Genomic DNA, 13,785 nt, shown 5'->3' on the forward strand with positions numbered 1-13,785 from the left:
ATGGGACTCTTCGATTGGTTCACGCAAACTCCAGACCATATCATAAGCTATGCCCCTGGCGGTCATACATTGCAAGTTAAAATTACTTACAACACAAAAACAGGTCTATTTACGTATCGTGGTCGCTATGGTACACGTGCTAAGTTTTATGATACAGATATCGATCATATCGACAACAAAGAGGTGAGTCGTACCCATCGAGTCTTGCTCATTCAAGGTCGAGATACCTGTCTTGCCACATTAGATGTATTGACTAATTTAGTAAATGAAAATTTACAAGCCTGGATTGAATCTCGTGGCACTGTAGCCTACGATTATGATCAACAACAACGTGGCTTATGGGTTAATACAGCTGCTGTGAAAGCTGCCATCGATGCAGGTCCTCCAGTGGAAACTGCTACCATTGAAGTAGAGGATACATCAGAGAATACTACCACATCTGATATAGTATCAGCCCTGGATGATCCCATCCTTCGTATCAAACAACTAAAAGAGCTCCTTGACCTAGGAGCCATAACCAACGAAGAATTTCAACAGAAAAAAGAAGAATTACTCAATAAAATTTAAACACTAAAAGGACTGTTGCCAGTGTCTCTTTCACTGGAACAGTCCTTTTCTGTATTGTATTCAAAGTTCTCTTCTTTAAGGCTTTCCCTGTATCGATATATTTCCTGATAACCACTCTGATTTTAGATGTATTGCTGACACTATAAACCTATTACAGGAGATATACATTTTCTCTTATTAAGGCATAATAATACCACCAACTAAGTTCGATACATGATCGATGTGTTGGCTTTCACAATAAGCACTCATTTCACTAGCGATGATGCCAATAGCTCGTGGATCTACCATCGTTGCCGTCCCCACAGACACGATGTCAGCTCCTACTAGCATAAATTCTAAGGCATCTTCACCAGTCATGATGCCGCCGCCCCCCATAATTGGGATTTCAATAGCTTGTGCCACTTGATGTGTTAAGCGCAATGCCACTGGTTTCACAGCTGGACCAGATAAACCACCATAGATATTCCCCAATAATGGTTTACGAGTCCGTAGATCTACAGACATCCCTAATAGGGTATTAATCATACTGATACCATCTGCACCTGCCGCTTCTACAGCACGAGCAATCTCTACGATATCTGTTACATTGGGTGATAATTTCATAATTACTGGCAAATCTGTATGCCCTTTTACCGCTTTACATACAGCAGCCGCACTCTCCGCCTGCACACCAAATGCCATACCTCCGCATTTTACATTAGGACAACTAATGTTGACCTCTAAGGCTGCTACACCTTCGACGGTCAATGTTTTTGCCATATATTCGTACTCTTCCAGTGTATTACCAGAGATATTGGCAAAAATTGGCACATCATATTGTTTTAAATTTGGCAATATATCTGCTACGAATGCTTCTGCTCCTGGATTTTCTAATCCGATACAGTTCAACACCCCAGATGGTGTTTCAGCGATACGTACACCAGCATTACCAGGTCGAGGAGTAGGTGTTAAACCTTTTACAGAAATCGCCCCTACCTCTGTATCAAGGTCTAAATATCCATCATATTCCAATCCGAACCCAAAAGTGCCCGATGCTGCTACAATAGGATTTTTCATGGAGATACCACAGAACTCCACTGCTAATTTAGGATCTACAGTAGCCATTAGAAAAACACCTCCTCAGCAGGGAATACAGGACCATCTTTACACACTTTATATCGTGTGCCACTTTTACCTTGGCATGCACAGCCTACGCAACCACCGGTACCACAACCCATGCGTTCCTCTAAGGACACTTGGCAAGGCACTCCCATTTGTTGAGCTACAGCGGCTACCCCTTTCATCATTGGTGTAGGACCACATGTCAAGACCGCATGAAACTGCTCTTCTCTCATCAGCGTTTCCATCACAGACGTAGGATATCCTTTAGTACCCAGTGAGCCATCATCTGTGGTGATGTGTACAGTCACAGGACTATCTTTAAATAAATCAGCCCAAAATGATTCACTTGCATTACGGAATCCTAATATCACATGAGCCTCTTGACCTGGTTGTAACCGATCAGCGATACATAGCATAGGCGCAATTCCAACACCACCACCCACTAATAACATGCGGTCTGCAGTGGTAAAAGCTTGACCTAATGGTCCCAAGCAATCTAAGGTATCCCCTTCTCGTAGCTGAGTCATAATCTCTGTACCTTTACCTACCACACGATATAATAAGTCGATGGTACCTGCTTCGGCATCAAAGCCGGCATAACTGATAGGTCTGCGCAACAAGGGAGCTGTGCCCCCTGTGACGCGAACATTGCAAAACTGTCCTAGTTGTGCCTCTTTTGCTTGTTTGGGTGCATATATGGACATTCTCCATACATCACTGCCTATTTGGGTGTTATGAATCACTCGACCCATTTCTACATATCCACTCATTTATGATTACTCCATTTCATAATCTTGCACTGCATCCACTGTAATAGCATCACCTGCGGTAGCTCGACTAGCTACAACATGTAATACTTCACGAGCTGTATCCAAAGATGTTAAGCATGGTACGCCCATTTCTACAGCTAAACGACGCAATTGGAATCCCTCTCGTTCTGGTTGTTTACCATAGGTTAGGGTATTTAGCACCAAATCTACTTTACCTTCACGAATAGCATCTGCACAGTTTGGACTACCTTCAGATAGCTTATTCACTATAGTGCAATCTACACCGTGTTCTGTGAAATAACGACCAGTACCACCTGTAGCTTGAATGTGGTACCCCAATTCGATAAAACCTTTTGCCAAACGGGCTGCTTCTTCTTTATCACGATCGGCTACGGTCATCAAAATATTGCCTTTATCTGGAATGCGCATATTGGCTCCGTGAATCGCTTTGAACAAGGCATCTGCATAAGTACGGCCAATTCCCATTACTTCTCCAGTAGATTTCATTTCTGGTCCTAGTGCAATTTCTACCAACCCCATTTTTGAGAAGGAGAATACTGGTGCTTTTACAGCCACATGTGGACGGGCTGGCACTAATCCAGTTGGTAATCCCAAGCTTTCCAAGGTTTCTCCTAAAGCAATTCGTGTTGCATACTCCACCATGTTGATACCGGTTACTTTACTAATGAAAGGCACTGTACGGCTAGAACGAGGGTTTACTTCGATAACATGTAACTCATCATTGACCACAATATATTGGATATTGAGTACCCCTTTTACCTGCAAACCTTGAGCAATGCGACGAGTATAGTCTACAATTTGATTCGTCAACTCTTCCGACAAATGTTGTGCTGGATATACCGCAATAGAATCACCAGAGTGTACCCCTGCTCGTTCCACTTGTTCCATAATACCCGGAATGCATACATCGATACCATCAGAAATCGCATCTACTTCTACTTCCATGCCTACCATGTAGCGGTCGATTAACACTGGGTGATCTTTCGATGCTACTACAGCTTCTTTCATATAACGATCTAATTCTTGGTCATTATATACAATTTCCATAGCACGACCACCTAGTACATAAGACGGACGGACAATCAATGGATATTGTAAGCGTTTTGCTGCTTCTAAGGCTTCTTCATCGCTAGTCACCAACGCCCCTACTGGACGAGGAATTTCCAATTTTGCCAATAATTCATCGAAACGTTCACGGTCTTCTGCCATATCGATGCTGTCTACAGATGTACCTAGAATGTTTACACCCCGTGCAGCCAACGGTCCTGCTAAGTTAATGGCTGTTTGTCCACCAAACTGAGCGATAACCCCTACCGGCTTCTCCTTGCGGATAATTTCCATCACATCATCTACTGTCAACGGTTCAAAGTATAAGCTATCAGATGTATCAAAATCTGTACTTACTGTCTCTGGGTTATTGTTAATAATGATGGATTTCATGCCCGCTTTACGCAATGCCCAAGAGGAATGAACAGAGCAATAATCAAATTCTACCCCTTGTCCGATACGAATTGGACCGGAACCAAGAACGATAACGCTGTTTTCACCACGTGGTACTACTTCATCTTCTGTGGCATAGGCACTGTAATAATATGGTGTGTGCGCTTCAAATTCTGCGGCACAGGTATCTACGTATTTATAGGTTGGATGAATATTCCATTCATTGCGTTTTGCCAATACGTCTTCTGCACTACAATTTGCATATCTAGCAATGACTTTGTCTGGGAAAGAGTAACGCTTCGCAGTTTTTAAATTTGTTTCTGTTACACCATTAGTAGCCAAATCTTTTTCTACTAATATAATATTTTTAATTTTATTGATGAAGAAAGAATTTATTTTTGTAATATAGCAGATTTTCTCTACACTAATACCCACACGAAGAGCTTGAGCGATGACATAGAGACGTTCATCATCCACTAATTGTAATCGTTCAATCAGTTGCTCAGGCGTTTCATGAGCAATCTTTTTCAGTTCAATATGATCTAATCCAATTTCTAAAGAACGAATGGCTTTTAATAGAGAACCTTCTAAGGTTCTGTCGATAGCCATAACTTCGCCAGTGGCTTTCATTTGTGTTCCCAACGTACGATCCGCCAAATTAAATTTTTCAAATGGCCAACGAGGAAATTTTGTTACCACATAGTCCAAGGATGGTTCAAAGCACGCTTTTGTTTCTCCTGTAACAGCATTTGTAATTTCATCTAAGGTCATGCCGATAGCAACCTTCGCCGCTACCTTAGCAATGGGATATCCCGTTGCTTTAGAGGCTAATGCAGAAGAGCGAGACACACGTGGATTTACTTCGATTACATAATATTGATTGCTATATGGATCTAAGGCATATTGCACATTGCAACCGCCTTCAATTTTAAGATAGCGAATGATATCCACAGAGGCAGTGCGCAACATTTGGTACTGTGTATCATTCAAGGTTTGAGATGGTGCTACTACCACCGAATCACCTGTATGAACCCCTACTGGGTCAATGTTTTCCATATTACATACAATGATACAGTTATCTGCGCGGTCACGCATCACTTCGTATTCGATTTCTTTCCAACCAGCTACAGATCGTTCTACAAGAATTTGATGGATTGGACTAAGCTTGATGCCACGAAGAGCAATCATGTACATTTCTTCTTCGTTATGAGCAATACCGCCGCCTGTGCCACCTAGTGTATAGGCAGGACGGATGATGATAGGGTATCCAATACGATTGGCAAAATCCACTGCCTCCGCCACATCACTGAAAATATCAGATTCTGGCACAGGTTGGTTGATACGTTTCATTGCCTCTTTAAACAATTCACGGTCTTCCGCTTGTTTGATAGCCTCTAAAGTAGTACCCAATAATTTTACATTATACTCCTTAAGGACTCCTGCCTCTGACAGTTCTACCGCCATATTGAGACCAACTTGTCCACCTAATGTAGCCAACACACCATATGGGCGTTCTTTACGGATAATCTCTGTAACAAACTCCAAAGAAATCGGTTCAATATAAACACGGTCCGCAATATCACGGTCTGTCATGATAGTAGCCGGATTGGAGTTCACTAATACAACTTCATAACCTTCTTCACGAAGAGATTGACAAGCCTGTGTGCCTGCATAATCAAACTCAGCTGCCTGCCCGATAATAATTGGACCAGAACCAATTACAAGAACTTTTTTCTTTTCCATCATTAACCTCTTCTCATCAATGTTTTAAAACGTTCAAACAAATATACATTATCAGTTGGCCCCGGAGATGCTTCTGGGTGATATTGTACCGACATAATCGGCAATTCATTATGCACTAATCCTTCTACAGTACCATCATTCACACTGCGATGGGATACGCGCAATCCAGAACCCTCTAGGCTTGCTTCATCAACTGCATAACCATGATTTTGAGAGGTAATATGAACACGATTCGTATCTAAATCTTTTACTGGATGGTTAGATCCACGATGACCAAAACGCAACTTATACGTTTCACCACCAAATGCACGAGCAATCAGTTGATGTCCCATGCAAATACCAAAAATAGGTTTTTGGCCTACTAATTTTTTTATTTCTTCAACAATTTCAGGTACGTCTTTCGGGTCTCCCGGTCCATTGGACAAGAAGATTCCATCAGGATTGCAAGCCATCACTGTTTCAGCTTTTGTATGAGCTGGGAAAATTGTCAATCGACACCCTTCGTTTTCCAAAGATTGAAGAATATTTTCTTTCACACCAAAATCGTACACGGCTACATGAAACTCAGCTGTATCTTGACCACGGCGACCTTCCCATTTTGTGGTAACACGCATAATGTGATCTGTCGCTAGTAGTTGCGCTAATAAAGCATCGATTTTCTCTTGTGGTGTATCTGTTGGGCAAATAACCCCTTTCATCACGCCATGGCTGCGGATAGCACGTGTAATTGCACGTGTATCCACATTGTATAAACATGGAATACCATGGCTTCTCATATATTCCTCAAATGTCCCCTCATTTTGCCAATTACTAGGGAACGTACACAATTCTCCTACAATCATTGCCTTGCAATAGGGCTTAGAAGATTGATCTACCTCACGTGTGACACCATAATTGCCTACTAATGGGTAAGTTAAAGTAATAATTTGATCTGCATATGACGGATCTGTTAAAATCTCTTGATATCCCGTCATCCCTGTATTAAACACTACTTCGCCAACGATTGGCATGCCCCCCAGCAATGTGCCCTCAAAGATAGTTCCATTTTCTAATACCAGTTTTCCTGTCACCCGATTACAACCCCGTCTTTCATTACAACTTGTCCATCTACTACTGTTAATTTTGCTCTACCAGTGACTGTCATACCATCAAATGGACATGATTTACCACGAGTGTAGAATTTATTTCTATCTACAGTCCAAGTTTCATCTAAAGAAAGGACTGAGATATCCGCAGGTTTTCCTACTTCAAGTACGCCTCCGTCTACTCCGATTAATTGAGCTGGTTTAGTACTCATTAAATTGATGATTTCATCAATTGTGAGGATACCTGTTTTTAATACATGTGTAATTACTGCCGCAAAGGATGTTTCCAATCCTGTGAAACCATTCGCTGCACAGCAGAATTCCACATCTTTTTCTTCGTACGCATGTGGTGCATGGTCCGTAATTATTGCATCAATTGTGCCATCTTGTAATGCTTCTAACAACGCTTGGCGATGATCTTCAGAACGAATTGGCGGAGCCATTTTAAAGTCTGGATTATAATCTCGTAAATATTCATCTGTGAATACTAAATGTTGGCTTGTTACTTCACAAGTTACTTTGATTCCTTTTGCTTTCGCACGGCGTACTTGATCGACAGCTTCTTTTGTACTCACATGTGCAATATGGATATGTCCACCAGTCATTTCTGCTAGCATAATATCACGAGCTACCGCTAAATCTTCTGCCACAGCTGGGCGACCTTTTACACCCATTTCATAGGAAACGATACCTTCATGCATGTGACCTTCACAAGTTAAGCTACATTCTTCTGCATGGTCTACAACCATTTTTCCAAACATGGATGAATATTCTAAAGCACGACGCATGAAAGCAGCACTTTCTACATAATGTCCGTCATCGGAGAAACCTACTACACCAGCTTCTGCCATATCACCCATTTCTGCAAGTTCTTTTCCTTGCAAGCCTTTAGACACAGCGCCCATAAAATCTACTTTTACAACCCCTGTCAATTCCGCTTGTTTACGCAATCCACGTACTAGTGGAGCGTTATCCACAACAGGGTTTGTATTTGCCATAGTTACAACACGTGTAAATCCACCTGCTGCTGCCGCTTGTGTACCACTGTGAAAGTCTTCTTTTGCTTCTTGACCTGGTTCACGCAAATGCGTGTGAATGTCAATTAATCCAGGAGCTACGATAAGACCTGTTGCATCGTATACCTCTGCTTGATTCGCTTGTAAATTTTGTCCAATTGCTGCAATTACACCATTTTCTACAAGAATATCTGCTACTTCATGTTGTCCTTTTGCCGGGTTAACTACCGTACCATTTTTAATCAGCAAGCTCACTACCGTCACCTCCGATAATTGTTAAGTATAAAATCGCCATACGGATGGCTACACCATTACGCACCTGTTCTTGGATTACTGATGCATCACCATACGCCACATCTGGCGCAATTTCAAGCCCTCTATTCATTGGTCCTGGATGCAATACTAATACATCATCTTTTGCATTTTCTAACACAGATTTATTAATCCCAAAGATACGTGCATATTCACGATTACTTGGGTATAACGCGGAGTGAATCCGTTCTAATTGGATACGCAATACGTTTACCACATCTGCATCTTTCACAGCTTCACGTACATCATGATGAACTGTAACACCCAATTTTTCTAGTTCTGGGTATACTAACGTACGTGGACCAGCTAGATGCACGTCAGCACCCATTGTTTTTAATCCATAAATATTGGAGCGCGCTACACGGCTGTGCATGATATCGCCTATGATAACTACTTTTAAACCTTCTAATGTAGGTTTATGTTCTAAGATAGAGTACATATCTAATAAGGCTTGTGTTGGATGCTCATGAGCTCCATCACCAGCATTGATAATAATTGGATCCACACATTTTGTGGCATATAAAGGAGCTCCTTCTTCACTAGAGCGCATTACGATGGCGTCTGTTCCCATATAAGACATCGTTAATAATGTGTCACGGAAACTTTCCCCTTTTGCCATAGAGCTACCGCTCTTGGAAATGTTGATGACATCAGCCCCTAAATATTTACCTGCTAACTCAAAAGAACTTCTTGTACGTGTACTATTCTCCATAAACAAGTTAATAATAGATTTGCCTTTTAATAATGGATGTTTCTTATTGTCCGATAAAACAATTTTTTTCATTTTTTTAGCTACACGTAAAATGAGTTCAATTTCTTCTTTTGACCGACCTTGCAGTCCTAATAGGTGCTTACCTTTTAAGCTGATTTCTCCCATCATAGCCTCCTTTGTAGTACTTCTATTACACGCAAAAAGACCCCTTGCCGTAAGGCAAGAGGTCGCATAGTTATAGTGATTCTATTATAGAGTACACCTATAGATATAGGTAAAGACTCCTACTACGTTCCCTTACTAGCCTCACAGGACTAATTTAAAAGGTTCAAATTACGCTCTTCGGTCTCTCGTACCGATTCATTAAGCTTATAAGTATTATAAAGCAAGGACGCTTATACGTCAAGAGATTTATTTACATTTTATACTATCTATACACATACTAGCATGTTATCTTCGTAAATGAAAAAAACCGCCATTTCTGGCAGTCTTTTTCGGAGTGTTATTATATTGCAACCTATTACATAGGTAGAAAACTTATAATTTAGCAATAACTTCTTCAACAAATGCTTTTGCATTAGCTAAGTCGTTTTCGTCTGGATGAGATGCAGCTTGTGCATGACGTGCATCACGTTCAGGGCTTTTACCATGGTTATGGCCTTCTGGGAACATTTTGTACATCATTTCGATTACTTTCGGATCTACTTTACCTTGGCATTTGAAGTAACCTACTGGTGTTTGACCATTTGGTAACAATTTCGCAGCTGCTTCTACAGTTTCTTGTGCATGAGGAGATACTGGAGGAACCCCTAAAGTACAGAATAAAGCTACTTTTTCATTTGTGATTTCTTTAAGTACTGCTTGTGCCGCTTTATCAGCGTTACCTTGGTCTGCCCAGAAACCCATAAATACTACATCGTAAGATGCTAAATCAGCTGGAACTTCTTTCACAGATACACATGGTGTACCAGCAGGCAAAGCACTTGCCATAGCTTCTGCTACTAATTTTGTATTGCCTGTACGGCTTGAGTAAACTACGATTGCTTTCATTCATTTTCCACACTTCTAGGAAGTGCGCTCCTTTTACATAACATATAAATACTATAAATAGTATATCATTATTTTTGTATCTAACATTGTAGCCTAAGGCACAATGTTCCTTTATCAGATATACATCCGCAGGCATTGCCTGCGGATACTGCACTCTTATTACTGAAGTGATTTTAAACGTACTATAGTATGATGCAGCCTACCAACTTTGACCTGGTATACCTGATTCCACTCTATGAGTGGCTATAGAACTATTACAGGAAACTATATTGTTTGGTTTGGTAAGGTGTGTAGGAGTTCACCTGTAATAGATACTACCTAAATATTTTTCTTAAATGGACTATGTCCTACTGTGCCATGAGCACGTGTAGTTTCCATATCTGTAGGATGCCCTTTTGGAATGCCCGCTGGATGTCCACCTGCTCCATGTGGATGCTTAGGTACACCTGCTGGATGTCCTCCCATTGGTACTCCTTCTGGATGCCCTTTTGGGATACCTGCTGGATGTCCGCCTGCCCCATGTGGGTGTTTCACCACGCCCGCTGGATGTCCTCCCATTGGTACTCCTTCTGGATGTCCTTTTGGAACACCTGCTGGATGACCGCCTGCTCCCTGTGGATGTTTCGCCACACCTTCAGGATGACCACCACCTACATGTGGATGATCTTTTGGTCTACCACCATGGTTTTGAGCCGCAATATTTTCATGTAACAATGTGCTTTCACCCGTTAAGATGTACTGAACACATTCAATAACGGTTTGTGTAATATTGACATTCCAGAATCCACCAGCCGTTGTTAAGCGATATAATACGCCATTATATTCCATCAAACCACGAGTTACCCAAGTATCAAGCAACCAACGTAAGTCCTCTAATTTTGAATCCATTTCGATCAAAGTGTCTAGATTTAAAACACCTCGTTCCAAGGAACTGATTACATAATTAGAGAATTCTTGTAGTTCAGATTGTTTCATGAGAACCATAAATGGTTTTTTACCTTCTTCTACAAGAGCCTCATATGGAGGCAATACACGGTGTAACATTGTCATGTATCCACCTAAATTACCACCAGCACCACAACCAAATGGATACATTGGGTATCCCGCTTTCGCCATAGTGTTGTACATTGAGCGTTCACGCGGTGCACGGCTCCAATGAGCTGCACTTAAACGTGTAAAATCACGTTTCATCAAGTATTTTACAGCTGCCTCATACATTAATGCTTGTTCTTTAGTGGTAGCTGCTGGGCTTACTTTGCCGCGTTCAATTAAGCTTTGTAAATCACTATTTTCAAAAACATTTAATTGATACAAATCCATACCATCTGCTGCGGATTGTTCAAGAAGTTTTAAGTCTTCCATCCACACATCCATCGTTTGATCTGGTAAACCATAGATTAAATCCACAATTACAGAACATTGTTGGTATGCTTTTAATTGTTCTAATCGAGACAACACTGTATCTTGATCATCTAAACGTCCCAATTGACGTCGTACGTGAGTATGGAAAGACTGTACCCCTAAGGACATACGGTTGACACCGTGGCTCATCCATACATCCATTTTTTCAGGCACCAAGTCGTGAATACGACCTTCTAATGTCAACTCATAGTCATTGGCCAACGGGAAATATTCTTGGATGGCAGACAACATGCGTTTTGCATTATTAGCAGATAATGATGTTGGCGTACCACCACCAATAAAGATAGTGTGAATCAAACCATCACGGAACCGCGGTTGATCGGCAGCCATTTGCATTTCTTTCAATAACATATCTACATATTTATCTTCTGCATCTTGATTCGTAGCATGTTGATAGAATCCGCAATAGGTACATTTAGTTTGACAGAATGGAATATGAATATATGCCGTTTGCATTTGCCCTGGAACAGGCGGTTGTTGCATTAATTCATTCCATACACGTTGTGCCTCATCCTTTTCTAAAGGACGACCACTTAGACCAGCATGTACCGCACGTTTGCTTGTAAAAGCATGCGTCAACGGCGTTGCCGTATCAAAACCAAGTTGAATATTACGTTGTTCCTCCGACATGGAGTCAAATAAACTTTTTAAATCCATAATTCCTCCTGAATTATTTCTTGTGCCTTTGCACTAGTCACCATTCAAAGTGTAGTACACTGTGAATGTATTTGATACTGATGAGCCACTACCATTTGGATAATTGCCTATGCCATAGACAACATCTTGGGTATGACTGTTTAAAATACCAGGTCCGCCACCTGCCGAAACAGAGGCTATATTACCGCTCGCATCAATGGTTACGCTAACTGTAACACTACCTTGTAAGTTACGTTTTACTGCCATTGCAGGGTACGTACCTTGTGCTTGGGCTTGTACAGTAGCCACAAATCCTGCCCAGTCAAACGGTGCATTACCAGATGTAGTACCTACACCATCTCCATTACCTCCGCCACTGCCAGAGCCAGATCCACCACCGCTACCAGAGCCGTTACCGCTACCATCGCCAGTACCGTTTCCTGTTCCGTTACCGCCACCAGATCCACCACCAGTACCTTGGTTTGTAGATGTTCCATCACTTGCACCTGTAGCTGCGTTGGTAGATGTTGGCACATTCACAGCATCATCAACTGGCACCGGAGATGATAAACTTTGTTGCGCTGCTTGTACTTTAGCTTGTACAACTTCTTGTGAAAGTGGTTGAGGGAAAGATACCCCGCCGCCACCGCCACCGCCACCTGCGGATGCTTTTAAATCGTCGGAAATAGACATGTCAATTTCAAAAGCATTTTCGGTTTGTTTATGCTCTACTACGGATACTAAAGCAATACCTAAAACAACAGCTAGGACAATGTGGATTACAACAGAGATTATGTAGGATTTTTTCCAGGAAATATATTGTTCCATGTGTCATCCTTTCTAGCTAGCAGCAATTGAGAACTTCTTAACCCCAATCGTTTTTAGCATATCCATAATGGCAACCACGAATCCATGTTGCGTATTTTTATCTGCTTGTAATAGTACCGCTGTATTTGGATTTTCTCCAATTTTGCTTGTAATATAGTTACGAGCTTCATCGATACTATATGGTTTAGAGTCAATCAAGATATGTCCTTCTTTATCCAATGTAAGAATGATAGGACTTTGTTTGACTTGTGTTGCTGATTGTGCTTGCGGTAATTGTACACCCAAGGACTTTTGTGCCACCGTTTCAATACTGTTCATCATGAAGAAAACCAGTAAGAAGAAAATGATATCGATCATTGGCACAATCATGAACTCAGGTTTCATTTTTAATCGACTATTTTGAAACATGAGAATCACTCCATTGTTCTTTCATACCATTTAATAACACTACAGATAAAGTTTCTGTATCATTGATAATTGCATCCATACGATGACTGAAGTATGTGTACACACAGAATGATAAGATAGCCACTAACAAACCAGTTGCTGTGGCAATCAAGGCTTCACCAACGCCGCCAGAAATAGCGGATGCACCAGCACCATTATCCAATACACTGAACGTGCCAATCATACCAGATACTGTACCTAATAAACCTAATAATGGAGAAATTGTTACGATAGCGCTTAAGTAGTCCAAATGAATTTTTAAATGAGAGGCTTCAATCATCATTTGTTCGGAAAACGCATTTTTCATACTTGTTTCGTTTTTGGAGTATGTTAATCCTGCATTCAAGATACGACCAGTTGCCGTTTGATTTGCCTCACATAACTCTTTCGCTTTCTTCCAATCATTATCTTTTATTGCAAAATACACATCATGACTAAATTCCTTTAGCAATGCAGTATTAGCTTTGAAATACGTATAACGCTCAATTCCAATTGCGATCACAATGATTGACAAAATAACCAATGGATACATTACTAATCCACCGCTGTTAAATAAATGTACAATGTATAAAAGGCTGTCCATATTATTACCTCCATTAAAAAAATATGATAATTTTTATCAGCTTATACTTATA

The 13,785-nt window shown here is 41.0% G+C and carries 12 protein-coding genes; 1 reads left to right on the forward strand and 11 read right to left on the reverse strand.

Annotated features, from left to right (window positions below):
• Complete coding sequence (locus EO114_RS01860) at window positions 1-567, forward strand: SHOCT domain-containing protein (RefSeq protein WP_009353687.1); 567 nt, start codon at window positions 1-3, stop codon at window positions 565-567.
• Window positions 568-744: 177 nt separating this feature from the next.
• Here the strand turns inward: EO114_RS01860 and EO114_RS01865 are convergent, their stop codons facing one another.
• The 11 genes from EO114_RS01865 to EO114_RS01915 form a co-directional block, all read right to left on the reverse strand.
• A complete protein-coding gene (locus EO114_RS01865) occupies window positions 745-1,671 on the reverse strand; it encodes a dihydroorotate dehydrogenase (protein ID WP_009353691.1) in 927 nt (308 codons plus the stop codon).
• Entirely contained in the window at window positions 1,671-2,438 is a 768-nt protein-coding gene (locus tag EO114_RS01870; RefSeq protein ID WP_009353720.1) for a dihydroorotate dehydrogenase electron transfer subunit, read from the reverse strand. The genes EO114_RS01865 and EO114_RS01870 overlap by 1 nt, the downstream gene beginning before the upstream one ends.
• A gap of 6 nt (window positions 2,439-2,444) precedes the next feature.
• The gene (carB, locus tag EO114_RS01875) at window positions 2,445-5,642 is read right to left on the reverse strand and encodes a carbamoyl-phosphate synthase large subunit (RefSeq protein WP_370447300.1); all 3,198 of its coding nucleotides are present in this window, start codon (window positions 5,640-5,642) and stop codon (window positions 2,445-2,447) included.
• Between the two features lie 2 nt (window positions 5,643-5,644).
• A complete protein-coding gene (carA, locus tag EO114_RS01880) occupies window positions 5,645-6,712 on the reverse strand; it encodes a glutamine-hydrolyzing carbamoyl-phosphate synthase small subunit (protein ID WP_127061198.1) in 1,068 nt (355 codons plus the stop codon).
• On the reverse strand, window positions 6,709-7,998 hold the full coding sequence (locus tag EO114_RS01885; protein WP_062401988.1) for a dihydroorotase: 1,290 nt from the start codon (window positions 7,996-7,998) through the stop codon (window positions 6,709-6,711). Before EO114_RS01885 ends, carA begins: the two co-directional genes overlap by 4 nt.
• A complete protein-coding gene (locus tag EO114_RS01890; protein WP_009353673.1) occupies window positions 7,982-8,932 on the reverse strand; it encodes an aspartate carbamoyltransferase catalytic subunit in 951 nt (316 codons plus the stop codon). Before EO114_RS01890 ends, EO114_RS01885 begins: the two co-directional genes overlap by 17 nt.
• A 372-nt stretch (window positions 8,933-9,304) precedes the next feature.
• On the reverse strand, window positions 9,305-9,817 hold the full coding sequence (locus EO114_RS01895; protein ID WP_009353675.1) for a flavodoxin family protein: 513 nt from the start codon (window positions 9,815-9,817) through the stop codon (window positions 9,305-9,307).
• A gap of 318 nt (window positions 9,818-10,135) precedes the next feature.
• Window positions 10,136-11,896 carry a heme anaerobic degradation radical SAM methyltransferase ChuW/HutW gene (gene hutW, locus EO114_RS01900; protein WP_127061200.1) on the reverse strand — a complete coding sequence of 587 codons (1,761 nt, stop codon included), beginning with the start codon at window positions 11,894-11,896 and terminating at the stop codon, window positions 10,136-10,138.
• Window positions 11,897-11,929: 33 nt separating this feature from the next.
• Entirely contained in the window at window positions 11,930-12,703 is a 774-nt protein-coding gene (locus tag EO114_RS01905) for an energy transducer TonB (protein ID WP_009353703.1), read from the reverse strand.
• Window positions 12,704-12,715: 12 nt separating this feature from the next.
• Window positions 12,716-13,111, reverse strand: coding sequence for a biopolymer transporter ExbD (locus EO114_RS01910; protein WP_009353705.1), 396 nt, complete (start codon window positions 13,109-13,111; stop codon window positions 12,716-12,718).
• Complete coding sequence (locus EO114_RS01915) at window positions 13,098-13,733, reverse strand: MotA/TolQ/ExbB proton channel family protein (protein ID WP_009353689.1); 636 nt, start codon at window positions 13,731-13,733, stop codon at window positions 13,098-13,100. Before EO114_RS01915 ends, EO114_RS01910 begins: the two co-directional genes overlap by 14 nt.
• Window positions 13,734-13,785: the final 52 nt, after the last annotated feature.

Source organism: Veillonella sp. 3627, assembly GCF_003992195.1.
Lineage (GTDB): Bacteria > Bacillota > Negativicutes > Veillonellales > Veillonellaceae > F0422.